The following is a 22,726-nucleotide window of genomic DNA, read 5'->3' on the forward strand; positions in this document are numbered from 1 at the left end:
TCGCACCTCTCGCACCTCTTTGGTACCGGTCGTCCAGAGATAATAGAAAGCCGAGCGGCGCCAGGTATCGAGGCCCTGCCCTTCGCTCGAAGGGCCATATTCGAATTCGCCCTCGAACGCCTCTGAATTGTCCCAGCGAAAAGCCCGGCCTTCATGGACCGGATGAAGCGTATCCATCAGCGCCATCGCACGATCGAGCCGCATGCCAGCCTTGCGGCAGGCCCCGCAAAAGCCAGCCAGCAACTCTGCTTCAGACACGCCATTCAGGCCCTGTTCGGTCACCCAGGCTGCAATTGTGCCTACGTCGCTATGATCCATGCGCGCTCCTCGCTTCCCGCAAGCTGTAGCGTGAATCTGCCGCGGATGGAAAGACAATCAACCCGGATGGATTCCCGAACAAATCATTGCACAGCCGGCATATTGTAGGGCGTGACGATTTCGACGGCCGAAAAAGAAGCCGGTGCCGTCCGATTGGCGGGAAGCGCCCGCGTCATGATCGCACGGAAGGCCGAGCGCGCATCGGTCCTGAGATCATGATGCAGCACGAAATCGATCCGCCGTTCGGCGAGCAGGATGCGATTGTCGGCATCGAGGTCGTGAGCCACGAAAGCCGAGATCGGTCGGCCCGCAGCCTCGAAGGCAGCAAGCACCGCGCAATTGCCGCCACCGACCGAATAGACGGCGTTGATGACAGGATCGTCCACAAGAGCTGCCGCAACGAGCGTACCTGTCGCGGCATCGGTGCCGTGCCCTTCGCTGATTTCGATAATGCCGATCGAAGGATAATGCGCACGGATCACCCGGCGAAAACCGATTTCCCGCTCTTCCTCGCCCCTGAAACGGCCACTTGACAACGTCACCAGCACTTTGCCCCCTGCAGCCCCGAGCAGCCGGCCGATGAGATAGGCAGCGGTCTCGCCCGCTGCCCGATTGTCGGTGCCGGCATAGGCAGAGCGCCCCGAATTCGGCAGGTCAGTGACGAGCGTGACGACCGGAATGCCCGCTGCCTCCAGCCGTGCGACGGCAGCGACAACTTCAGGCACATCAGGCGCCTTCAGAACGATACCATGCGTGCCGCGCAGCCGGATACGGTCGAGAAGCTGCACAAGCTCGGCTGCCCGCATCACCTCGGCGAAATGGAAGCGGCAGCGGAAGACGGTCGGCAGGAAAGTCGCAACCTCTGCTTCGAACGCAGCCCGAACCGCATCGCTGAACCGCTCCGGCGTCTCCATGACGATATCGATCGCAAGCTTCCGGCCGGCGACATCGGCGCCTGCCTGCTTTTCGAGTTCGGCCATCGCTGCCCTCACCCGCGTCTCCGTCTGCCGCCGCACACCGGGCCTATCGTTCAGCACCCTATCGACGGTCGCCGTGCTGAGACCTGCCTGGAAAGCGATATCCTTGACGAGAAAGGGATGGGCCATATCAGCTGTTCTGATGGATTTTTGATGGTTTCCTGATCTATATCAGGCTCCCAGCCGGCGTATAGTCCCTTCATCGGAAATGGAGGAGCACCCGATGAAATCAGACAACCAGCAGAAGCTGCGCGCCGATCGCGTCTGGCTGACAGAGGACGCCTGCGATCTCACCGATTTCCGCGCCCTTGCCGAGAAGACCACCTTGCTTGCCGACTATCCGACGGCCTCCGCCGTCGAGAAGAACGTATTGATCTACGACAGCCGCAAGGTCGTCGAGGCGGCTTCGACGCCGGAAGGCCGCCGCGCTGTTCTCGCCGAAATCAGCGAAGCTTTCGGCATCGGCCCCGGCGTCGTGGTCTTCAAGCGCGCCTATGAAGATACCGGCATCATCGACCGGGCGAGCGTGATCTTCGACGAAATCATCGAGGAGCAGCACCGCACCTCGACCGGCGGCGGCGACCATTTTGCCAAGCCTGGCGCCAACGACCGCATCTGGAACTCGCTCGAAAAGCACTGCCTTGCCGATCCCGAGAACTTCGCCTGCTACTACGGCAATGCCATCGTGGCGCTGGCAAGCGAGGCGTGGCTCGGCCCGCATTATCAGATGACGGCGCAGGTCAATCGCGTGAACCCTGGCGGCGCCGCGCAATCAGCCCACCGTGATTATCACCTCGGTTTCCAGTCTTCCAAGGTGATCGAGCAGTTCCCCGCGCATGTCCATCGCCTCTCGCCGGTGCTGACCCTGCAGGGCGCGGTCGCCCATTGCGACATGCCGCTCGAAAGCGGCCCGACGCTTTTCCTGCCGCACAGCCAGACCTATGAGCCGGGCTACCTCGCCCTCAAGCGCCAGGAATTCAAGGACTATTTCGACCAGCACCATATCCAGCTGCCGCTGGAAAAGGGTGACGTCGTCTTCTTCAATCCCGCCCTCTTCCACGCCGCCGGCACAAACCGCTCGAAAGACATCAAGCGCGTGGCGAACCTGCTGCAGGTTTCCTCGGCATTCGGTCGGGCAATGGAGACCGTCAACCGCGAACGCATGAGCGCCGGACTTTTTCCGGCCCTCAAGGCACTGAAGGGCAAGCTCTCTGCCGGCGAGATCGCCAATGCCGTCGCCTCCTGCGCGGAAGGTTATTCCTTTCCAACCAATCTCGACCGCGATCCACCGGTCGGCGGCCTCGCGCCGAAGACCCAGGCGCAACTGATGCATGAGGCGTTGGCCGAGAACTGGAGTGACGAGGCATTCACATCGGCACTTGCCGAACAGGCGGCGAAGAAGCTGAGCTGACGCTTGGCCTTCCACTATAATCATCTCAAAGCCCCTCGCCGCCGGCGAGGGGCCATTCGCATGTCATCAGGAGGAAAAGACATATGAGCACTGATCACACCCGCCTCGACGGCAAGATTGCCATCGTCACCGGCGGCACACAGGGCCTTGGCGCCACTATCGCCCGCCTCTTTGCCGAACGTGGCGCAAGAGGCATCGTCATCTGCGGCCGCAACGAAACCAAGGGCAAGGCGAAGGCCGAAGAGATTTCGTCAAAGACCGGCACCAAGGTCGTCTACGTCAGGGCCGATCTCGGCAAGGTCGAGGATGCGCAGAATGTCGTCCAAGTCTGCGACCAGACGTTCGGCCACGTCGATGCACTGGTCAATGCAGCCGCCATCACCGACCGCGGCACGATCCTCGATACCAGCCCTGAACTCTTCGATGCGATGTTTGCCGTCAATGTCCGCGCACCCTTCTTCCTGATGCAGGAGGCGGTGAAGGTCATGCGCCGCGAAAAGATCGAGGGCACCATCGTCAATATCGGCTCCATGTCCGCCAAGGCCGGTCAGCCCTTCATCGCCGCCTATTGCGCCTCGAAGGGTGCGCTGGAAACGCTGACCAAGAACACCGCCTATGCGCTGTTGCGCAACCGCATCCGTGTCAACGGATTGAACATCGGCTGGATGGCCTCAGAGGGCGAGGACCGCATCCAGAAGGAATTTCACAAGGCCTCGGATGACTGGCTCGCCGAGGCCGCCGCCAGCCAGCCCTTCGGCCGCCTGGTCGATCCGGAAGAGGTGGCCCGCGCCTGCGCCTATCTCTCCTCTGCGGAATCCGGCCTCATGACCGGCTCCGTCATCTGCTTCGATCAGTCGATCTGGGGCGCCTATGACGGTTCGCCGCATCCCGTTGCTGCGCTTTAAACCTCATGAGCAATTCCAGCAAAACTGTGCAGCGGTTTTGCGTTCGGAATTGCGTAGAAACTAAGAAACGGGAATGTCCGCAGCCCGGCGCTTTCTGCAGCCGGGCTCTGGAACGTTCAGCCGTTTGCCGCTACGAAGGTGGAATATCGATCTGGGAGGAATCGGGCATGGCCGGAAACGAGCTTTATGATAACAGAGATGAGCGTTTCGGCGCGTTGATCGCCGGCAGCGCGGTACTGGAAGAGCTTTACACAGGCTGCCGCTGGGCCGAGGGTCCCGTCTGGTTTTCCGATCTGAATTGCCTGATCTGGAGTGATATTCCGAACGAACGCCTGATGCGCTGGGTACCGGATGGAACGGTATCCGTCTTCCGCTCGCCTTCGAACTACGTCAACGGCAACACCCGCGACCGGCAGGGCCGCCTGGTTTCCTGCGAGCACGGCGGCCGTCGTGTCACCCGCACCGAGCCGGACGGCCGCATCACGGTTCTCGCCGACAGCTATGAGGGCAAGCGGCTGAACTCCCCGAACGACGTCGTCGTGAAGTCCGACGGTTCGATCTGGTTCACCGATCCGAGCTACGGCATCATGTCTGACTATGAGGGCCACAAGTCTCCGGAAGAACAGGAGACGCGGAATGTCTACCGCATCGACGCCGCGACCGGCGAGATCGAAGCCGTCGTTACCGACTTCATCCAGCCGAACGGCCTTGCCTTCTCCCCGGATGAGCGCCAACTTTTCATCGCCGATTCCGGCTCCTCCAATCACGAAGTCCCGCGCCATATCCGCGTCTTCGATGTCGTGGACAGCCGCAAGCTGACGAATAGCCGCTATTTCTGCTCGATCGACAGCGGCGTGCCGGATGGCCTTCGTTTCGATGTCTCGGGAAATCTCTGGACGAGCGCGGCTGATGGCGTGCACTGCTTTGCCCCTGATGGGACGCTGATCGGCAAGATCAAGGTGCCGCAGACCGTCTCCAACATCACCTTCGGCGGTCCGAAGAAGAACCGGCTCTTCATCACTGCCACGCGCTCGGTCTATTCGATCTATACGACGACGAACGGCGCGCAGTATCCGTAAAATCCGGCGGACTATTCCTTCCGGACTGCAGCCCGCAAGCCTTGCTGGAAAACCTGCTTCATCTCGGCAAAACCTTCAAAGCCGAGATGATGCGCGAAGCGGATAACGCTGGTCTGCGAGACGTTGCAACGCTCGGCTATCTTCTGACTGCTTTCGAAGGCGAAAACATCAGGTCGCTCGGCGGCCAGCCTCGCCAGCGTATCCAGCCGCCGCGGCAGATCGCGATGGATGGACACCCAGAATGCCTTGCTGAGAAAGGCATCACTGTCAGCCTTCATCGAAACAGTCTGCATTTGTCCCTCCATGCGTTACCGCCCGCGGAGGCCAAAGGCGTCATGACCTCAGCCCCGCGGGCGGAACTGCTTAAGCTTTCACTTTGTCCGGCCGGCCGTGCAACGGCTCCTTGCGATGCCAATTTTCGAGAATGCGGCCATCCGTGTGCTTCTGCTGCGCCCAGCGGATGCCGTTCGAGATGACCTTGTGTACGATCTTGTCATGATAGATCGGATAGGTCTCATGGCCGGGGCTGAAGAAGAAGATACGCCCGCGGCCGCGCTGGAAGGTGCAGCCGCTGCGGAACACTTCGCCGCCGGAATACCAGGAGATGAAGACCAGCTCGTCCGGCTGCGGGATATCGAAGGGCTCGCCATACATTTCCGAGGCGTTGACCTCGAAATAGGGCGGCAGGCCCTCGGCGATCGGATGCGAGGGATTGACCACCCAGACACGCTCCAGATCACCCTCAGGCGTCTCGCGCCAGGAGAGGTTTGCATTGGTGCCCATCAGCCGGCGGAAGAGCTTGGAGTGATGGCCGGAATGCAGGACCAGCAGGCCCATGCCCTTCAGCACCCGCTGCTGCACACGGTCGATCAGCCCGTCGCTGACTTCCTCATGCGCCATGTGCCCCCACCAGAGCAATACGTCGGTATCGTCGAGCACGGAGTCCGGTAGCCCCTCGTCCGGATCGTCGAGCGTACCACGGCGGATCTCGAAATCGGGATGGGCGATACCGGCAGCGATCGCACCGTCTATACGGTCAGGGTAAATGTCCTGAACCTCTTTGTGGACCTGCTCGTGGCGTCCTTCGTTCCAGATAGTGACCTTGATTGTCATGCGAGTCCTCGATGTTTCAAGCTTGGGCCGACCGGACGACCCGGCCGGCAGAATCGAACAGATGGCAGGCGGCGCGCTCCGCCGTCAGCGAAACGCGGTCACCGGGGCGGATGGTCATATCGCCCTCGGTGCGCACGACGATCGGCTGCTGCTGCGAACCGACCGTCAGATAGGTCTCGACGCCGAGCCGCTCGACGATGACGACCTCGGCCGAAAAATCGCCCTGCCCCTGTGGCGCGAGCTTCAGATGTTCCGGTCGGATGCCGAGCTTCGCTTCGCCCTGCGGCACGACGCCATTGGCGTCTGAAAGATCGATGGCAAGGCCGAGCGGGCTTTCCAGATGCACCTTGCCGGCATCCCGGCGCGTCGCCGTCATCGGCAGCACGTTCATCTTCGGCGAACCGATGAAGGTCGCGACGAACTCGTTTTCGGGCTGATGATAGAGCTCCATTGGCCCGCCCTGCTGGGCGACGACACCCTTGTTGAGAACGACGATGCGGTCAGCCATCGTCATCGCCTCGACCTGGTCGTGCGTGACATAGACGACGGTCGCCTTCAGCTCGCGATGCAAGCGCTGCAGCTCGGCGCGCATCTGTACGCGCAGTGCCGAGTCGAGGTTCGACAGCGGCTCATCGAACAGGATCAGTGACGGCTTCTTGATGATGGCGCGGCCGATCGCCACGCGCTGGCGCTGGCCGCCGGAAAGCGCTCCCGGCTTGCGACCGAGGTAGTCCGTCAGCTGCAGGATCTCGGCGACGCCTTCCACCTGCTTCTTGATTTCGGCTTCCGGCACCTTCTTCAGGCTCAGCGAGAAACCGATATTTTCCCCGACCGTCATATGCGGATAGAGCGCATAGGACTGGAACACCATGGCGATACCGCGCTTATCCGGCGGCACGTCGTTGATGCGCTGGCCGTTTAGCACCAGATCGCCCTCGTCGATACCTTCGAGGCCGGCGATCATGCGCAGCAGCGTGGACTTGCCGCAGCCGGACGGGCCGACGAACACGGCGAATTCGCCGTCTTCCACCGTGATATCAACGCCCTTGATGACTTCGAGCGCGCCGTAGAATTTGCGAACGTTTCTGAGATTGATCATTCGTTTCTCTTTCTTGATCTCAGCCCTTCACACCGCCCGAGAAAGTCTGGACGAGGAAGCGCCGCGCAAAGCCGAAGGCGACGACGGCCGGCAGCAGGTAAATGAAGGCGAGAGCCGTCAGCAGGCCGTAGTCGATCTCGTTGATGCGCAGAAAGGCGCGGAAGAGACCGAGCGGCAGCGTCTGCAACTCCGGCGACGAGAGGAAGATCAGCGGCAGCAGGAAATCGCCCCAGGCCGACATGAAGGCGAAGAGCCCGGCAGCGGCCAACCCCGGCATGGCAAGCGGGATCAGCACACGGCGAATGAGCTGCATCATCGTCGCGCCGTCCATGACCGCCGCCTCTTCATAGTCGCGCGGCAAGCCGTCGAAGAAGGTCTTCATGATCCAGAGCCCCAGCGGCAGCTGCATGGTGGCAAGCACCAGCATGATGCCGAGATAGCCATCGATGAACCCGGTCCAGCGCATGATGTCGCGCGCATAGCTGCCGAAGACCGGCCGCAGGATCGCAGCTTCCGCATTGTTCAGCGTCAGCAGGAACTTGTAGAGTGGCACGACGAGTGCGGTCGGCGGCAGCACGCGGATGAGCAGGATCGCATAGAGGAACGGCAGCTTCCACCAGGCTCGCGTGCGTGACAGGGCATAGCCGCCGAGTCCTGCCAGAACCATGACGATAAGCGTCGCGCCGCCGACCACAAAGAGCGAGTTGAACAGCCACTTCGCCCCGTCTTCTTTGGTGAAGACGCGCACGTAATTTGCGAAGGTCCATTGTTCCGGCCAGCGCAGGAAAAGCTGCGCGTTGCCATCGAAGGAGGCGAGCAACACCCAGAAGAAGGGCACGGCGCAGAAGATCGAGATGATCGTCAGTGTTGCGTAGGCAAGCAGGTCGGAGCGGGTCTTGTTGGCCCCTTCACTCGGGGAAATAACGGCCATGTCAGACCTCCACCTTCATGGCTCGAACATAGCCGATACCGAGGATCAGCGAGATGAGGAGCGCGACGACCGCGACCGCAGCGCCGTAACCGAGCTGGAAGGCCGTAAACGACTGGTTATAGATATAGATGCTGACGACCTCCGTTGCCCCGCCCGGCCCACCGCGCGTCAGCGCATAGACAAGGCCGAAGACGGCAATGGTGGAGACGGCCGAGATCAGCATGTAGAGCAGGATCGTCGGCATCATCAGCGGCAGGGTGATGCGGCGGAACATCTGCGAGGGCGTTGCGCCATCCATGCGTGCCGCCTCGTAAATCTCCGAGGGAATGGTGCTGAGGCCCGCCGTCAGCAGGATCATCGCCGTGGCGATGCCGCGCCAGGTATTGACGATGATGATCATCGACAGCGGGAAAGCATTCAGCCAGTCGGCGGGATCGATGCCGAAGAAGGCGACGATGCGCGACAGCGTGGCATGTTCGCCGCCGGCCAGCATCGAGATCCACATAAAGCCGGCAACGACCTCAGGTGCTGCGTTCGGCAACAGAATGATCGCGGAAAAGAYCTGCCGGAAGCGGATTGACCGACGCAGCGCCATGGCCGAGATCAGCCCGAGCACGAACTGCCCGATGACGGCCGAACCCATCACGAACACGAAGGTGACGAACAGCGAATTCCAGAACTTCGCATCGTTGAAAAGGCGCACGTAGTTGCGGATGCCGACGAAACGCGGCCGCAGCGCCGCAGCACCCGTCAGCGCCTCATTGGTGAAGCTCAGATAGACGGAATAGAGCGCGGGATAGATCACAAAGGCCAGAAGCAGGATCAGCGATGGCAGCAGAACCAGCAGGAGTTGGCGCTCGGTTCGCTTTTCATGAGAGTTTCGGGCCATTGAAGCTCACAACCTTATCGAATGAAATCGGGAAGACGCGGCAATCGTGCCGCGTCCCCGTCTTGGCGGGAGGAAGATATCAGTGACTTACTTGACCATGTCGTCGCCGAGCGTTTCCTTGACGTAATCGACAAGGATCTTCTGGGCGCCGGCAGCATCGGTTTCCTTGCGCAGCAGGGCTTCGGTGGCGCGCGCCACACCTTCGGCAACCGTGCCGAAACCGGAAGCCTGCTTCAGGAAGACAGCGTTTCCAGCAGCAGCATGGATCGGAACGAGTTCCGTCAGTTTCTGGAATTCCGGATCCTTGGCGGCATCCTTGCTGGCCGGAATGTTGCCGATGCGGGCAGCATAGGAGACCTGCGTTTCGACCGAGCCGATTTCCATCAGCGCTTTCTTGGCAAGTTCCACATTGGCGGACTTGGAGCTGACGGCCCACGGAGCAGCAAGGTTGGCAAGCACATACTGGCCGCCGCTCTGGCCCGGAACGGTCCAGGTGCCGACAATCTTGGTCACGTCAGGGATCGGGTTCTTGCTCTCACGGCCCCAGTCGAAGATGTAGCACCAGGAGCCGCAGGTGGTGGCGGCGAGCTTTCCGGCCGGGAACATTTCATACTTCGGCACGACCCAGGGCTCCGGCCCGAGCAGCGGCTGTACCGGCATCAGATCCTTGTCGATGAGCGTCTTGTAGACGTCGAACACATCCTTCACGCCTTCGCCGTTCAAGTCGAGCTTACCGTCGGCACCGACGAGCTGCGGCGTCTTGGAACCGACGATCAGGTGCTGGAAGCCTTCGTCGAACGCGCCGCTGCCCCAGGAAACGCCTGCCGGGAAGAGCAGGCCGTAAGAGCCGGTCTTCTGCTTGACCTCGGCTGCGCGATCGAGCAGCTCCTGCCAGGTCTTCGGCTGTTCCGTGGAAATGCCGGCCTTTTCGAGAACGTCCTTGCGGTAATAGATTTCCTGAATGCCGAGCATGAACGGCATCACATAGGTTTCTCCGTCAGGGCTGACGGCGAGCTGCTTGGCAACATCATAGAGGTTGGCGTAGCCGTCCCAGGCCTTGAATTCGGTGGTGACAGGCGCGAGATAGCCGGCTTCCACCATGTCGGCGACGGCAGCCGTCGTCGGAATGGAGAAGAGATCGGGTGCATTGCCGGCACCCAGTTCGGTCAGAAGCTTTGTAAGATAATCTTTGTCGGGTGCCGGATATTCAATGACCTCGACAGTCACGCCATATTTTTTCTCGATCCGCTCGACAGTCGACTTCATGGCGTCGATGCCGGCCTGACCGTGATTGGCGATACGGATTGTTTCAGCATGGGCCAGCGTCGAAACAGCGCTGAGCAGGATGGCGCACAAACCACCAATAACCGTCTTCTTCAACGGAAGTCCTCCCTTTTTAGAGTTACGGCGCCCTCCAGCACCGGCGACGAAAATGTACACGCATTCTGAATACTGACAAGACGATTTTTAAATCGTTTTCTGGCATCAAATTATCATATTGATTTTACTGTATTATTTATGCCTTGCCTTCGATCTATCGTTTGTGTAATCGTTTGCACAACGATATCAGGGAGGATTTCGATGTCTCAGAAATTACGCCTCGGCGTCATTGGCGCCGGCTTGAAAGCGGCTGAATATGCAGAGAGCTGGGCAAAGATGCCGGAAATTGAATTCGCAGCGCTTGCCGACACCAGCGAAACCTCCCGCAAACGCCTGACTGACGTCTGCACCGCGGCCGGTGCGCCGGAGCCGAAGGGCTTCGCCAATTACCGGGATCTGCTCACAAAATGCCGCAACGAACTCGACATCATCTATGTCTCGACCCCGCACGCTTCCCATGCCGAACAGGCGACCGCCGTCGCCGAAGCCGGCCTCGATCTCTTCCTGGAAAAGCCGATGGTGACCACGGTCGCCGAGGCCGAGACGCTGATCGCGGCACAGAAGAAGAGCGGCGTAACCATTGTCACCGCCTTCCAGGGCGGCCTGTCTCCGTTGGTACTCGACACCCGCAAACGCGCGCTGTCAGGCGAATTCGGCGAACTGATCGCCATTTCCGGCATGATCTGGGAAAGCTGGTCTTCGAACTATGACGGGCACTGGAAGCAGCAGCCGGAAATCTCCGGCGGCGGTTTCATGTTCGATACCGGCGCGCACATGATGAACACCGTCTGCCTGCTCGCCAATTCCGATTTCGACAGCGTCTCCGCCTATATGAACAACCACGGCAAGAAGGTGGATATCGCCACCGCCGTCTCCGCCCGTCTGAAGAACGGCGCGCTGGCGACCCTGACGGCCGCCGGTGAAGGCCCTCCCGGCTGCGCCTCCTACATCACCTTCTTCTATTCGAAGGCGATCGTGCGGATCGACGCCTGGGGCGGCTGGCGCGAAATCAGCGTCGGACGTACCAGCGAACCGCGCGAAGAGGCCGAGATTCTCGGCAATCCAATGAAGAATTTCCTCGCCATCCGCGCCGGAACGATGGAAAACTCTGGCTCCGTTGAAATGGGTCTCAGATTCGCTAGGCTCTGGGATGCAATCAAGCAATCGGCAGCGGCCGACGGCACCCCCGTCAGGATCACCGCATAGGCGCAAGACGATGAGCGGAACGAACAGACGGCGGATCACCTCGAAGGAACTGGCGAAATTGGCCGGGGTATCCTCGGCCACCATTTCCCGGGCCTTTTCGCCGGATTCCAGGATCGGCAGCGCCACGCGTGATCGCATCCTCGCCGTCGCCCGGGAATATGGCTACCAGCCGAATGCGATCGCTCGTTCGCTGAACAACCAGCGTTCGCGCCTCGTCGCGCTCGTCGTCAATGCCATCGGCAACCCCTGCGAGGCCGAGGAGCAGCAGCTTCTCGTCCACCGCCTGCAGGCCCGCCAGCTCCTGCCCATCATTCTCTGCTGCGCCGATCATTCGGACCGGCTGCAGCTCATGCGGCTCGCCTCGACCTATCAGGTCGATCACGTCGTCATCTTCTCCGACATGGTGTCGATGCAGGACGCCGTCGATATCTTCCACACCACGAAGCCGATCATCGTTTCCTTTGAACCGCTGGAAAACGAAGATGTCTCCAACATCCGCATCGACGGAGCCGCCGGCGCCGGCGAAATCATCGACAAGATCGTCGCCGACGGCAAACGGCGCTTTGCCTATCTCTCCGGCACCAAATCGAGCTGGATCGACAAGCTGCGCCGCAAATGGTTTGCCGACGCTCTGGCGCGCCACGGCCTTGCCTTCGAGGCTGAAGCCTTCGGTGACTATTCCTATGATTCCGGCTTCAAGGAAGCGGTCCTCTTGCTGCACCGTTCCAAGGTCGATGCCGTCATCTGCGGCAATGACGTCATGGCGATCGGCGCGCGCGATGCCGCCCGCCGCGTGCTCGGCAAGAATACGCCCAACGACATTGCCATCGTCGGCCAGGATGGCATTGCCATGGCTGGCTGGGATTGCAACGACCTGACGACGCTGAGCCTCGACCACGCCGCCTTCATGGACGCCGTCGTCGAAGTGATCGAACGCCATGAGGCCGGCGATGAAGGCCCGCACAGCATCACGCTTGCCTGCACGCCCCGCTGGGGCTCGACCGCCTGAGGGGGCGGTTCCAGTCATTCGCATCGAGGAGGATTACCGATGACCACCCTTTTCCGCGCCGCCATCCGGCGCCACCTCTCCCTTGCCGCCTGCCAGGGAGAATGAGATGCGCTCTGTCGTTTCCTTGAACGAATCCTGGAGCTTCCACGAAGGCTTCAGCCCGAGCCTGACTGAAGCTTTTGACGGCGTCAGCATGGTCCACCTGCCACACACCGCCGTCGAGCTGCCCTTCAACTATTTCGACGAAAAGCGCTATCAGCGCGCCTTCACCTATCAGAAGGTGCTGCGCTGGCTGCCCGAATTCGAGGGACGCGAAGTCTCCATCCTCTTTGACGGCGCCATGGCCGACAGCGTCGTCTATCTGAACGGCGAAGAGATCATCGCCCATAAGGACGGCTACACGCCTTTCGAGGCTCGCCTCACCGGCAAGCTGATCAAGGGCGACAACCTGATCACCGTCAAGATCGACGGAAGCGAGAACCCGGCCATCCCGCCCTTCGGCGGCCGCATCGATTATCTCACCTATGCCGGCATCTATCGGGACGTCTGGCTGAAGGTCACCGAAAAGGTTTTGATCCGCAATCTCAAGATCGAAACGCAAGACGTTCTCTCAGACACGAAGTCGGCGACAGTGCGTGTCGACATCGCCAACCCGCAATTTCTGACTTATGCGGCAACCGTCACCGGATCGCTGAGAGATGCGCACGGCAACATACTTGCGAGTGCGGCCGGCGAAACGATCGGCACCACCACTACGCTGTCCTTCGGTGGCCTGACCGATATAACGCTCTGGGATCTGTCGAACCCGGCGCTCTATGAAGTCTCGGTCGAACTGAGGACGGAGCATGGCGCGGACAGAACCACCGCTCATTTCGGCTTCCGCACCGCAAAGTTCACGCCCGAAGGTTTCCTTCTGAACGGGCATCCCGTGAAGCTTCAGGGCCTCAACCGCCATCAGGCCTATCCCTATGTCGGCTATGCCGCCGGCCGCTCCGCGCAGGAGCGCGACGCCGACATCATGAAGTCGGTGCTGAAGTGCAATATCGTGCGCACCTCGCACTATCCGCAGTCCAAATGGTTCCTGGACCAGTGCGACCGCATCGGCCTGCTCGTCTTCGAAGAAATCCCCGGCTGGCAGCATATCGGCGATCTCGACTGGCAGAAGGAATCCATCGAGAACGTGCGCCGCATGATCGAGCGCGACTGGAACCATCCCTCGATTATCATTTGGGGCGTGCGCATCAACGAGTCGCTCGACAGCCACGACTTCTATACCGCGACCAACCGGCTGGCCCACGAACTGGATTCCACCCGCCAGACCGGCGGCGTTCGCTATCTGACCGAAAGCGAGTTGCTGGAAGACGTCTATACGATGAACGACTTCATCCTCGGCAACGAGGAACTGCCGGGCGCCAACCGTCCACGCACGGCGCTGCGCAGCCAGCAGGAAAATACGGGCCTCTCCTACAAGGTCCCTTACATCATCACCGAGTTCAACGGCCACATGCATCCGACCAAGATGTATGATGCCGAACAGCGCCAGGCCGAACATGTGCGCCGCCATCTGGAAGTACTGAACGCTGCTTACGGCGACCCGGATATTTCAGGCGCGATCGGCTGGTGCATGTTCGACTACAACACCCACAAGGATTTCGGCTCGGGCGATCGCATCTGCTATCACGGCGTCATGGACATGTTCCGCGAACCGAAATTCGCCGCCTATGTCTATGCCAGCCAGTGCGATCCCTCCGATGAAGTGATCATGAAGCCGGTCACCTTCTGGGCGCGTGGCGAACGCAGCATCGGCGGCGTGCTGCCACTGATCATCCTCACCAATTGCGACGAGGTGGAACTGAAATATGGTTCCCTAACGAAGCGTATCGGCCCGGATCGCGAGAACTATCCGCACCTGCCGCATCCGCCCGTCGTGCTCGACCACCGCCATTTCACCCAGGATGAACTCGGGCGCTGGGGCTTGGAATGGATCGATGGTGAGTTCACCGGCTTCATCAATGGCGAGCCCGCGGCAAGGCTGACGCTGGCAGCCGATCCATTGCCAACCAAGCTGGAAGTCTCTCCCGACAGTACCACGCTGAAAGCCCGCGAACGCGACACGACCCGTGTCATCATCCGCGCGCTCGACCAGCGCGGCCAGCGCCTGCCCTTCCTGAACGACGTCGTCACCCTGACGGTCCGTGGCCCGGCCAAGGTCGTCGGCCCTACAACGGTACCGTTGCAGGGCGGTACGACCGGTTTCTGGCTGGAGGCAACGGGTCTGACGGGCGAAATCACAGTCGAAGCGACGTCGAGCCACTTCGCACCGGTAACGCTCTCGGTGGCGGCCGTCTGACGGCCGCCACAGCACCTGCGCAGCGAAGAGGCTCTAAGCGATCCTGAGCTGACTGGCGGGATCGAAAAACACCGCCTTGTCGAGATTGAAGGCAAGGCGGGTGTTCTGGCCGGGCAGGATGCCGGTATCGGCGCCGAGTCGCGCCACCACCGACTTGCCGCCGAGCTTGGTGACGGCAAACGTATCCGAGCCTGCCGGTTCCACGACTTCGATGGCGCAGTCGCCGTGGACGACCGACTTCGCCTTGCGGTCGGCCCCGTCAGGATCCGTCAATGCTTCGGGACGAATGCCGAAGATCACCTGCTTGCCCGCATAGCCGGTCAGGCTGTTATTGCCCGCATTGACCGGTAGCTTCAGCGGCGCGGCATTGGGCCGCTCCAGCGATACTTGCAGTCCGCCGTCGCCGTTTTCGACGGTGGCGTTAAGCAGGTTCATCGCCGGCGACCCCATGAAATCAGCCACGAACACATTGGCCGGGCTATTGTAGATTTCCGCTGGCGTACCGAACTGCTGCAGCACGCCGTCCTTAAGCACGGCGATCTTCGTCGCCAGCGTCATGGCCTCGATCTGGTCGTGGGTGACGTAAACGATCGTCGTTCCCATGCGTTGGTGCAGGCGCTTGATTTCCGTGCGCATGTCAACGCGCAGCTTCGCATCAAGGTTGGAGAGCGGCTCGTCGAAGAGGAAGACCTGCGGATTGCGCACCAGCGCACGACCCATCGCGACGCGCTGCCGCTGGCCGCCGGAAAGCTGCGAAGGCTTGCGATCGAGCAGATGGCCGATCTGCAGCATGTCGGAGACCTGCTTGATCGCCTTCTCGCGCTCGTCCTTCGGCACGCCGCGAATTTCCATGCCGAAGGCGATATTGCCGGCAACCGTCATGTTCGGATAGAGCGCGTAGCTCTGGAACACCATGGCGATATCACGCTTGGACGGGTGCAAGCCGTTGATGGAGCGGCCATCGATGCGGATCTCGCCCGAGGTGATCGCTTCGAGCCCGGCGATCGTGTTGAGCAGCGTGGACTTGCCGCAGCCGGACGGGCCGACCAGCACCAGGAAGCCGCCTTTTTCGAGTTCCAGKTCGATCCCCTTGAGAATATCGACGGCGCCGAAACGCTTTTTGAGACCGGAAATTTCAAGGAAAGCCATGGATCACCCTTTGACGGCGCCCGCCATCAGACCGCGAACGAAATAGCGGCCGGCGAGGATATAGACGATGAGCGTAGGAACGGCAGCGATCATCGCCGCAGCCATGTTGACATTATATTCGACCACGCCGGTCGAGGTATTGACGACATTGTTCAGCGCCACCGTCATCGGCATGGAGTCGCCTGTACCGGCATAGGCCGAGGCAAAGAGGAAGTCGTTCCAGATATTGGTGAACTGATAGATGACCGTAACGACGATGATCGGCAGCGAGTTCGGCAGCATGATGCGCCGGAAAATCTGGAAGAAGCTCGCGCCATCGACCTGCGCGGCCTTCACCAACTCTGTCGGGAAGGCCTCATAGAAATTGCGGAAGAACAGCGTCGTGAAGCCGAGACCGTAGACGACATGCACGAAGACAAGGTTCACGGTCGGATTGCCGAAGCCGAAGGTGAAGCCCGTGGCATTCTGCAGCGTCGTGCCGAAACGGCCGAGAAAACCGAGAATGGTCGCCATCGGCAGCAGCACGGACTGGAACGGGATGAAGCAGGCAAAGAGCATCAGCCCGAAGACCAGCGTATCGCCGGGAAACCGCCACTTGGTCAGCACATAACCGTTGAGCGCGCCGAGAATGGTGGAGATCGCGACAGCCGGCACGACCATCTTGATCGAATTCCAGAAATAGCCCTTGATGCCGGCGCAGGTAAGACCAACGCAGGTTTCGCCCCAGGCCTTGAACCAGGGATCGAGCGTCGGCGCCTGCGGCAGCGCCAGCATGTTGCCGTTTTGGATCTCATCCATCGTCTTGAACGAGGTCGTCAGCATGACGAAAAGCGGCATCAGATAGAGAACGGCGAAGATCAACAGCAGGCCGTAGATGATGACGCGGCCAATCCAGCGGCCGCCATTGCCACCATGTGTGCGCGCGATATCGGAAGAGGTCACGCTGCTCATCGCGCCTTCTCCTTCAGTTCGGAATAAAGATAGGGAACGATGATCGCCGAGATGGTCATCAGCATGATGATGGCGCTTGCAGAACCGACAGCCATTTCATTCCGCTTGAACGTATATTCGTACATGAAGTTGGACGGCAGCCAGGCCGAGCCACCCGGACCGCCTGACGTCAGTGCCACGACGAGGTCATAGGATTTGATCGCCATATGGGCGAGCACGATGAAGGCGGAGAGGAAGATCGGCCGCAGCAACGGAATGACGATGCGCCGGTAAAGCTGGAACGGTGTAGCGCCATCGATCTGCGCCGCCTTCATGATCTCACCGTCGATGCCCCGCAAACCCGCCAGGAACATCGCCATGACGAAGCCGGAGGCCTGCCAGACACCGGCGATGACGACGGTGTAGATGACGAAGTCCTTGTTCTTGATCCAATCGAAGTGAAAGCTCGTCCAGCCGAGATGATGCAGCGTCTGCTCCAGGCCGAGGCCCGGATCGAGGAACCACTTCCAGGCAACACCTGTTACGATGAAGGACAGCGCCATCGGATAGAGAAAGATCGGCCGCAGCACGCCTTCGCCGCGAATCTTCTGGTCGAGAAGGATCGCCAGCATCAGGCCGAGCCCGAGGCAGATGAAGATGTAGAGGAAACCGAAGATCCCCATATTGGTGATCGACGTGTACCACGAGGACGGCGGATCGCTCTCGAAAGTCCAGCGCCAGAGCCGCTGATAGGCGCGAGGCCCTGTCAGCACATAGGACGGGAATGTCTTGGAATTGGTGAAGGAGAGATAGGCCGTCCAGACGATGAAGCCATAGACGAAAATCACGGTGATCAGGAAACTCGGCGCCAGCACGATCTTCGGCAGCGCATCCTGCAGCCGGCCTCGAATGGACGTGCGGGTTGAAGACTTCGACGTCAGGACCGGATCTGTGGTCGCAACTGTGCTCATGTGATCATCTCCTCCCTGCACCGCAGGGGCTGTGGCTTCCCCGCAAGAGTGCGGGAAAGCCTTGGTCGGTGGAATATTAGCGAGCGTCGTCGATAGCCTGGACGAGCTGAGTCACAGCTTCGTCGGAGGTCTTGATCTGACCATGGACGAACTTCGAGACGACGTCCTTATAGGCGTTGGCGATAGCCGGAGGTGCGCCATAGCCCTGTGCCAGCGAGCCGAACAGCGTGCCGCCTTCGTTGGCGTGCTTCAGGTCGGCAATGCCCTTCTTGCCGCAAGCGTCGAAAGCCGTATCCGGAACGTCGGTACGGGCCGGAACCGAACCCTTGACGACGTTGAAGGCGGACTGGAAGCTCTTCGACAACGTTGCCGTGGCGAGCGCCACCTGAGCGGCCTTGCGGTCGTCAGGAACGTTGAACATGCCGAACATGTCGGAGTTGTAGATCACGCTGCCATCGGTGCCGGGGAAGCGGTAGCACAGGAAGTCGGTATCAGGGGTCTTCTTGGCGGCAACGAATTCGCCCTTCGCCCAGTCGCCCATGACCTGCACGAGCGCATCGCCCTTGATGACCATGGCGGTCGCCAGGTTCCAGTCGCGGCCCGAGAAGTTCGGGTCGACATACTGGATGATCTTGGCGAGGTTATCGAACGACTTCTTCATCGTGTCGGACTTCAGCGAAGCCTCGTCGAGGTCGTTGAAAGCCTTCTTGTAGAATTCCGGACCGCCGGTCGAGAGCACGATGGAGTCGAACATCGTGGCTTCCTGCCAGTTCTGCCCGCCGAGCGCGAGCGGGATGACGCCCGCTGCCTTCGCCTTGTCGAGCAGGGCGATCAGATCGTCAAAGGTCTTCGGCTGCGTGCCGCCGATCTTGTCCATGACGGACTTGTTGATCCACAGCCAGTTGACTGAGTGAACGTTAACAGGAGCTGCAACCCACTTGCCGTCATAGACCGAGAACTTCTGAAGTGCTGCCGGAACGGACTTGTCCCAGCCTTCCTTCTTGGCCGTCTCGGTCAGGTCGCCCATGACGCCTGCCTGGGCGTAATCGAGCACGGTATAGCCAAGCATCTGCGAGGCGGTCGGATAGGTGCCTGCAGCAACCATCGCCTTCAGGGCGGTCATGGCTGCGTCGCCGCCACCGCCTGCCACCGGCACATCCTTCCAGGCAAAACCTTCCTTGGAAAGGTCCTGCTTCAGCACGTTGAGCGCCGCGGCTTCACCGCCTGACGTCCACCAGTGCAGCATCTGAACTTCCTTGACGTCAGCCGCGTGAGCGCTRCCGAAACCAGCCATCATCACGACAGCAAGAGCTGCCGAGCTCAAAAACTTGCGCATGAATATCCTCCCGTTCGTGATTAGGCGGCGAGACCCTCCTCAGCCGCCCAGATGCCTCCCGTCTCAACGGCGGTCAGACACCACACCGCACCTCCCAGCGCGGTTAACAATTTAAAACGTTATAAACACAACGGCGTCAAGTCCTTCTCGACTCCCGAGAAAAATATCCTTAATTCGCATAAACACTGATTTTATTGGATTTTTTTAAGGAGGCTAGGAAACCCCTAAGAATTTAAATCGTTTGCATAGATTGATTGCGCGTCGGTTGCATCGTGTTAAGGTAGCCGCGATCCAGCATGGAATGTCCTCAGTGACCGAATCGCCTCAACTGCAACGCGGTGAAAATCCCGAGAACGCGCAAAGACGCGGCAAGCCGACATTGCGTACCATCGCGACTTTAACGGGCCTTGCGGTGACAACGGTTTCGCGGGCGCTCAGCGACGCCCCGCAGATATCGGTCGAGACGCGTGAGCGCGTCCACCGCATTGCGCGCGAGATCGGCTACCTGCCGGACCGGGCTGCCCAGCGCCTGAAGACTGGCCGCACCAATGTCATCAGCATTCTTCTCGATCCGCATCAGGAAGTCGTCGGTTTCGGCACCGCCATCATGTACGGCATCGCCAAGGTGCTGAAGGAGACGTCCTATCATCTTGTCGTCGCCCCGAACTTTCTGTCGACGACGGATCTCGAAGCGGCGGAATACATCGTTCGCAACAATTTCGCCGACGGCCTGATCTTCACGCGGACGGAGCCCTTCGATGCCAGGGTTCGGATGCTGCAGGAAGTCGGCTTTCCCTTCGTCTGCCACGGCCGCACCGAGTTTTCGACACCACACCCTTACGTCGATTATGACAACTACGCCTTTGCCTATGAGGCCACCCGACGTCTGATCGCCAAGGGAAGAAAGAGGGTCACGGTCGTCATGCCACCGAAGCGGCTGACTTTCAGCCAGCATATCCTTCATGGCTTCATGACCGCAGTGCGCGAGGCGGGCGTCGCCTACGAAATATCGGAGGCCGTCACGCTCGATTCACCAGCCAATGAAATCAGAGATTTCTTTCGCGCGCGTGCCGCCGCAGCCGATGTTCCCGATGGATTCGTCTGTCCGGGCGAGGTCTCGGCGCTGGCGCTTGTGACAGCCATGGGTGATGCCGGGCGGATTCTCGCAGAAGACTATGATATTGTCGCCAAGGAGACCTCGCATCTCCTGACGCATCTTCAACCGAAGATCGACACGATCTACGAAGATCTGGTCAAGGCCGGCGAACATCTGGGACAGATGCTTCTCCAGCGAATCAGCAATCCGGCAGCGGAAAACGAGATCCTGCTCCTGCCGCCTCAGATCAACTTCCCGGTCGCCTAAGCTCGCATCACTTGTCACGAAAGGCAAAGACGTCGACTGGCTCTCCGAGCCCGCGTAGCGGGAAGCTGCCGAGACTGTCCATCTCTTGGCTGCAAGTGGCCATCTCGACGAAAGCGCGGGAGAGAAGGACTGGTCGCTTGACCTCCTTCGTCAGGCTCTCGAGCCGTGAGGCGACATTGACCGCCGGACCGATGACGGTAAAATCCAGCCGCCGGCGCGAGCCGATATTGCCATACATCACATCACCCACGTGCACGCCCACGCCATAACGCAGGGGCTCGCGCCCCAGGCGTTTGTGCTGCTCGTTGAGCTGTGCCATCGCCTCCTGACCTTCCCTGATGGCCGTCAGGAGATCCTCGCAAGCCGAAGGCTTCGACAGGGGGAAGATGGCAAGTAATCCGTCGCCCATGAACTTCAGGATTTCGCCGCCGTGCCGCTCGATCGGGTCGGACATGGCGTCAAAATAGTCGTTAAGCAACTGGATGACGTCATCGCGCGGCCAGAGATCGGAGATCGCCGTGAAATCGCGCAGATCGCAGATCATGATCGCCGCGCCGACGGTCGTACCACTGCCTCGGGTAATGACGCCGGAAAGAATCTGTTCACTCGCATGCGGCCCGACATAGGTCTGCAGCAGCGTGCGCGCCATGATGTTCTTCAGCCGGATCTCGCTGACCAGCGTCAGGGCGGGCAGCAGGTCGCGCAGAAAATCCAGGTGTTCGCCGGTAAAACCGCCCGGTCGATTGGTCGAAAAGGTCACGACGTGGCGCTTGTCAAACGTGTGGTCGATCGGCCAGGCGATATATTCGGAATAGCCTTCGTCGCGCAGCTCCTGGTAGAAGGGATTGTCGTCGCCCTCCCACAAATCCTCCAGGTTCTTCCGCACCTCGTTGGCGCCGTTGTGGATCTCGTTGACCGGGCTATTCAGATACTGCGGCGTATTTTCCACGCCATAGGCAAACGTATTGATCTTTGCCTCCTTCATACCCTCGGCCCAGAGGATACGGGCGCCGATCCATTGCGGATGATTTGTGCGGAAATGCAGGCTGGAGCGTGTCACCGGCACGCCGGCGGCCAGCAGCTTCTCGCACATTTCCATCAGGATATTATCGATGAAGCGCTCGCCGCGCGTCTCGTTCACCAGCCAGTCAAGAATCCGCCTCCGGCGGATCGGCCACACGCCTTCGACGGTTTCGTTGGCCACAGCGGCCTTGTTGACAGAGGACTTCATCGAAAACTCCCGCTACGCCACATTCAACTGAATCTGCTCGCGCTGAATGTGGGCGATGGCGGGCCCGATGATAAGGGGCTTCGTGAAGTTAGGCCTCAGAAATCCCAGTCTTCGTCTTCCGTCGCGACTGCCTTGCCGATGACATAGGAGGAGCCGGAGCCGGAGAAGAAGTCGTGGTTCTCATCGGCATTCGGAGATAGCGCCGACAGGATCGCCGGATTGACCTTGCAGGCTTCAGCCGGGAACAGCGCCTCGTAACCGAGGTTCATCAGCGCCTTGTTGGCATTGTAATGCAGGAATTTCTTGACGTCCTCGGTCAAACCGACGCTGTCATAGAGTGCTTCGGTATATTTCGCCTCGTTATCGTAGAGCTCGAGCAGCAGGTCGAAGGCAAAATCCTTGATCTCCTGCCGGCGCTCTTCGGGAAGGCGCTCCAACCCGCGCTGGAACTTGTAGCCGATATAGTAGCCATGCACGGCTTCGTCTCTGATAATGAGGCGGATCATGTCGGCCGTGTTGGTGAGCTTTGCGCGGCTCGACCAGTACATCGGCAGATAAAAGCCGGAGTAGAAGAGGAAGCTCTCGAGAAAGACGCTCGCGACCTTCTTCTTCAAGGGATCGCCGGAGGCATAATGCTCCATGATCAGCGCCGACTTCTTCTGCAGGAACTCGTTCTCTTCCGACCAGCGATAGGCATCATCGACATCTGGCGTCAGGCAGAGTGTCGAGAAGATCGAGGAATAGGAGCGCGCATGTACCGCTTCCATGAAGGAAATGTTGGAAAGCACCGCCTCCTCATGCTGTGTTGCCGCATCTGCCATCAGCTTGACCGAGCCGACACCGTTCTGGATCGTATCGAGCAGCGTCAACCCGGTGAAGACGCGGATCGTCAGCTGTTGTTCGGCGGTCGTCAGCGTTGCCCAGGAAGGAATGTCGTTTGACAGCGGCACCTTTTCCGGCAGCCAGAAATTGCCGGTGAGGCGGTTCCAGACCTCCAGATCCTTGTCGTCCTCGATGCGGTTCCAGTTGATGGCGCGCACGCGGCTGACCGGCTTTAATTGCATGTTCATGATGTCTCC

Annotated in this window: 20 protein-coding genes and 1 pseudogene; 7 read left to right on the top strand and 14 right to left on the bottom strand. The window is 60.2% G+C overall.

The window, feature by feature from the left end; translation table 11 throughout:
* Window positions 1–318 (bottom strand): annotated as a pseudogene (locus AC1D35_RS18335) (adenylate/guanylate cyclase domain-containing protein); the annotation flags it as partial.
* Window positions 319–401: 83 nt separating this feature from the next.
* Window positions 402–1,424 carry a LacI family DNA-binding transcriptional regulator gene (locus AC1D35_RS18340; protein ID WP_113308281.1) on the bottom strand — a complete coding sequence of 341 codons (1,023 nt, stop codon included), beginning with the start codon at window positions 1,422–1,424 and terminating at the stop codon, window positions 402–404.
* Window positions 1,425–1,518: 94 nt separating this feature from the next.
* Between AC1D35_RS18340 and AC1D35_RS18345 the strand changes: the two genes are divergently transcribed.
* The 3 genes from AC1D35_RS18345 (at window position 1,519) to AC1D35_RS18355 (ending at window position 4,690) form a co-directional block, all read left to right on the top strand.
* Window positions 1,519–2,706, top strand: a complete 1,188-nt coding sequence (locus AC1D35_RS18345; protein ID WP_113308282.1) for a phytanoyl-CoA dioxygenase family protein — start codon at window positions 1,519–1,521, stop codon at window positions 2,704–2,706.
* Window positions 2,707–2,789: 83 nt separating this feature from the next.
* A complete protein-coding gene (locus AC1D35_RS18350; protein ID WP_113308283.1) occupies window positions 2,790–3,611 on the top strand; it encodes an SDR family oxidoreductase in 822 nt (273 codons plus the stop codon).
* Between the two features lie 167 nt (window positions 3,612–3,778).
* Complete coding sequence (locus tag AC1D35_RS18355) at window positions 3,779–4,690, top strand: SMP-30/gluconolactonase/LRE family protein (protein WP_113308284.1); 912 nt, start codon at window positions 3,779–3,781, stop codon at window positions 4,688–4,690.
* An 11-nt stretch (window positions 4,691–4,701) separates the two neighbouring features.
* Here the strand turns inward: AC1D35_RS18355 and AC1D35_RS18360 are convergent, their stop codons facing one another.
* The 6 genes from AC1D35_RS18360 to AC1D35_RS18385 form a co-directional block, all read right to left on the bottom strand.
* A complete protein-coding gene (locus AC1D35_RS18360) occupies window positions 4,702–4,983 on the bottom strand; it encodes a MurR/RpiR family transcriptional regulator (RefSeq protein ID WP_162748453.1) in 282 nt (93 codons plus the stop codon).
* A gap of 70 nt (window positions 4,984–5,053) precedes the next feature.
* Entirely contained in the window at window positions 5,054–5,803 is a 750-nt protein-coding gene (locus AC1D35_RS18365; protein ID WP_113308286.1) for a ThuA domain-containing protein, read from the bottom strand.
* A 16-nt stretch (window positions 5,804–5,819) separates the two neighbouring features.
* Window positions 5,820–6,902 carry a sn-glycerol-3-phosphate ABC transporter ATP-binding protein UgpC gene (locus AC1D35_RS18370; RefSeq protein WP_113308287.1) on the bottom strand — a complete coding sequence of 361 codons (1,083 nt, stop codon included), beginning with the start codon at window positions 6,900–6,902 and terminating at the stop codon, window positions 5,820–5,822.
* A 19-nt stretch (window positions 6,903–6,921) separates the two neighbouring features.
* Window positions 6,922–7,833, bottom strand: coding sequence for a carbohydrate ABC transporter permease (locus AC1D35_RS18375; protein ID WP_477939402.1), 912 nt, complete (start codon window positions 7,831–7,833; stop codon window positions 6,922–6,924).
* A gap of 1 nt (window position 7,834) precedes the next feature.
* Window positions 7,835–8,722: a carbohydrate ABC transporter permease gene (locus tag AC1D35_RS18380; protein ID WP_477939404.1), complete on the bottom strand. Its 888-nt coding sequence runs from the start codon at window positions 8,720–8,722 to the stop codon at window positions 7,835–7,837.
* An 87-nt stretch (window positions 8,723–8,809) separates the two neighbouring features.
* Window positions 8,810–10,102 carry an ABC transporter substrate-binding protein gene (locus tag AC1D35_RS18385; protein WP_477939405.1) on the bottom strand — a complete coding sequence of 431 codons (1,293 nt, stop codon included), beginning with the start codon at window positions 10,100–10,102 and terminating at the stop codon, window positions 8,810–8,812.
* A 201-nt stretch (window positions 10,103–10,303) separates the two neighbouring features.
* Between AC1D35_RS18385 and AC1D35_RS18390 the strand changes: the two genes are divergently transcribed.
* The 3 genes from AC1D35_RS18390 to AC1D35_RS18400 all read left to right on the top strand — a co-directional run bounded on the left by AC1D35_RS18390 (window position 10,304) and on the right by AC1D35_RS18400 (window position 14,667).
* Entirely contained in the window at window positions 10,304–11,308 is a 1,005-nt protein-coding gene (locus tag AC1D35_RS18390) for a Gfo/Idh/MocA family protein (RefSeq protein ID WP_113308291.1), read from the top strand.
* A 10-nt stretch (window positions 11,309–11,318) separates the two neighbouring features.
* On the top strand, window positions 11,319–12,317 hold the full coding sequence (locus tag AC1D35_RS18395) for a LacI family DNA-binding transcriptional regulator (protein WP_113296778.1): 999 nt from the start codon (window positions 11,319–11,321) through the stop codon (window positions 12,315–12,317).
* 106 nt (window positions 12,318–12,423) lie between these two features.
* A complete protein-coding gene (locus AC1D35_RS18400; RefSeq protein WP_113308292.1) occupies window positions 12,424–14,667 on the top strand; it encodes a glycoside hydrolase family 2 protein in 2,244 nt (747 codons plus the stop codon).
* Window positions 14,668–14,700: 33 nt separating this feature from the next.
* Here AC1D35_RS18400 and AC1D35_RS18405 read toward each other — a convergent pair whose 3' ends face one another.
* From AC1D35_RS18405 to AC1D35_RS18420, 4 genes are all read right to left on the bottom strand, one after another.
* Window positions 14,701–15,816: an ABC transporter ATP-binding protein gene (locus AC1D35_RS18405; protein ID WP_477939408.1), complete on the bottom strand. Its 1,116-nt coding sequence runs from the start codon at window positions 15,814–15,816 to the stop codon at window positions 14,701–14,703.
* 3 nt (window positions 15,817–15,819) lie between these two features.
* The gene (locus AC1D35_RS18410; RefSeq protein WP_113308294.1) at window positions 15,820–16,767 is read right to left on the bottom strand and encodes a carbohydrate ABC transporter permease; all 948 of its coding nucleotides are present in this window, start codon (window positions 16,765–16,767) and stop codon (window positions 15,820–15,822) included.
* The gene (locus AC1D35_RS18415) at window positions 16,764–17,717 is read right to left on the bottom strand and encodes a carbohydrate ABC transporter permease (RefSeq protein ID WP_113308295.1); all 954 of its coding nucleotides are present in this window, start codon (window positions 17,715–17,717) and stop codon (window positions 16,764–16,766) included. Before AC1D35_RS18415 ends, AC1D35_RS18410 begins: the two co-directional genes overlap by 4 nt.
* Window positions 17,718–17,793: 76 nt before the next feature.
* Window positions 17,794–19,053, bottom strand: coding sequence for an ABC transporter substrate-binding protein (locus AC1D35_RS18420; protein ID WP_113308296.1), 1,260 nt, complete (start codon window positions 19,051–19,053; stop codon window positions 17,794–17,796).
* A gap of 301 nt (window positions 19,054–19,354) precedes the next feature.
* On the opposite strand from AC1D35_RS18420, the gene AC1D35_RS18425 reads away from it, so the two are divergent.
* A complete protein-coding gene (locus AC1D35_RS18425; protein ID WP_477939411.1) occupies window positions 19,355–20,416 on the top strand; it encodes a LacI family transcriptional regulator in 1,062 nt (353 codons plus the stop codon).
* A 7-nt stretch (window positions 20,417–20,423) separates the two neighbouring features.
* On the opposite strand, the gene AC1D35_RS18430 is transcribed toward AC1D35_RS18425, so the two are convergent.
* Window positions 20,424–21,647 (bottom strand): adenylate/guanylate cyclase domain-containing protein, encoded by a 1,224-nt coding sequence (locus AC1D35_RS18430; RefSeq protein WP_113308297.1) that lies wholly within the window; start codon window positions 21,645–21,647, stop codon window positions 20,424–20,426.
* A gap of 95 nt (window positions 21,648–21,742) precedes the next feature.
* Window positions 21,743–22,717, bottom strand: coding sequence for a class 1b ribonucleoside-diphosphate reductase subunit beta (nrdF, locus tag AC1D35_RS18435; protein WP_113308298.1), 975 nt, complete (start codon window positions 22,715–22,717; stop codon window positions 21,743–21,745).
* Window positions 22,718–22,726 lie beyond the last annotated feature (9 nt).

The organism is Rhizobium sp. P1_E6 (assembly GCF_056405875.1).

Excerpts from the sequence above, each read along its gene's own strand:
- AC1D35_RS18340 (WP_113308281.1), bottom strand. The coding sequence starts at position 1,424 with ATGGCCCATCCCTTTCTCGTCAAGGATATCGCTTTCCAGGCAGGTCTC.
- AC1D35_RS18345 (WP_113308282.1), top strand. The coding sequence starts at position 1,519 with ATGAAATCAGACAACCAGCAGAAGCTGCGCGCCGATCGCGTCTGGCTG.
- AC1D35_RS18350 (WP_113308283.1), top strand. The coding sequence starts at position 2,790 with ATGAGCACTGATCACACCCGCCTCGACGGCAAGATTGCCATCGTCACC.
- AC1D35_RS18355 (WP_113308284.1), top strand. The coding sequence starts at position 3,779 with ATGGCCGGAAACGAGCTTTATGATAACAGAGATGAGCGTTTCGGCGCG.
- AC1D35_RS18360 (WP_162748453.1), bottom strand. The coding sequence starts at position 4,983 with ATGCAGACTGTTTCGATGAAGGCTGACAGTGATGCCTTTCTCAGCAAG.
- AC1D35_RS18365 (WP_113308286.1), bottom strand. The coding sequence starts at position 5,803 with ATGACAATCAAGGTCACTATCTGGAACGAAGGACGCCACGAGCAGGTC.
- AC1D35_RS18370 (WP_113308287.1), bottom strand. The coding sequence starts at position 6,902 with ATGATCAATCTCAGAAACGTTCGCAAATTCTACGGCGCGCTCGAAGTC.
- AC1D35_RS18375 (WP_477939402.1), bottom strand. The coding sequence starts at position 7,833 with ATGGCCGTTATTTCCCCGAGTGAAGGGGCCAACAAGACCCGCTCCGAC.
- AC1D35_RS18390 (WP_113308291.1), top strand. The coding sequence starts at position 10,304 with ATGTCTCAGAAATTACGCCTCGGCGTCATTGGCGCCGGCTTGAAAGCG.
- AC1D35_RS18395 (WP_113296778.1), top strand. The coding sequence starts at position 11,319 with ATGAGCGGAACGAACAGACGGCGGATCACCTCGAAGGAACTGGCGAAA.
- AC1D35_RS18400 (WP_113308292.1), top strand. The coding sequence starts at position 12,424 with ATGCGCTCTGTCGTTTCCTTGAACGAATCCTGGAGCTTCCACGAAGGC.
- AC1D35_RS18410 (WP_113308294.1), bottom strand. The coding sequence starts at position 16,767 with ATGAGCAGCGTGACCTCTTCCGATATCGCGCGCACACATGGTGGCAAT.
- AC1D35_RS18415 (WP_113308295.1), bottom strand. The coding sequence starts at position 17,717 with ATGAGCACAGTTGCGACCACAGATCCGGTCCTGACGTCGAAGTCTTCA.
- AC1D35_RS18425 (WP_477939411.1), top strand. The coding sequence starts at position 19,355 with ATGTCCTCAGTGACCGAATCGCCTCAACTGCAACGCGGTGAAAATCCC.
- AC1D35_RS18430 (WP_113308297.1), bottom strand. The coding sequence starts at position 21,647 with ATGAAGTCCTCTGTCAACAAGGCCGCTGTGGCCAACGAAACCGTCGAA.
- nrdF (WP_113308298.1), bottom strand. The coding sequence starts at position 22,717 with ATGAACATGCAATTAAAGCCGGTCAGCCGCGTGCGCGCCATCAACTGG.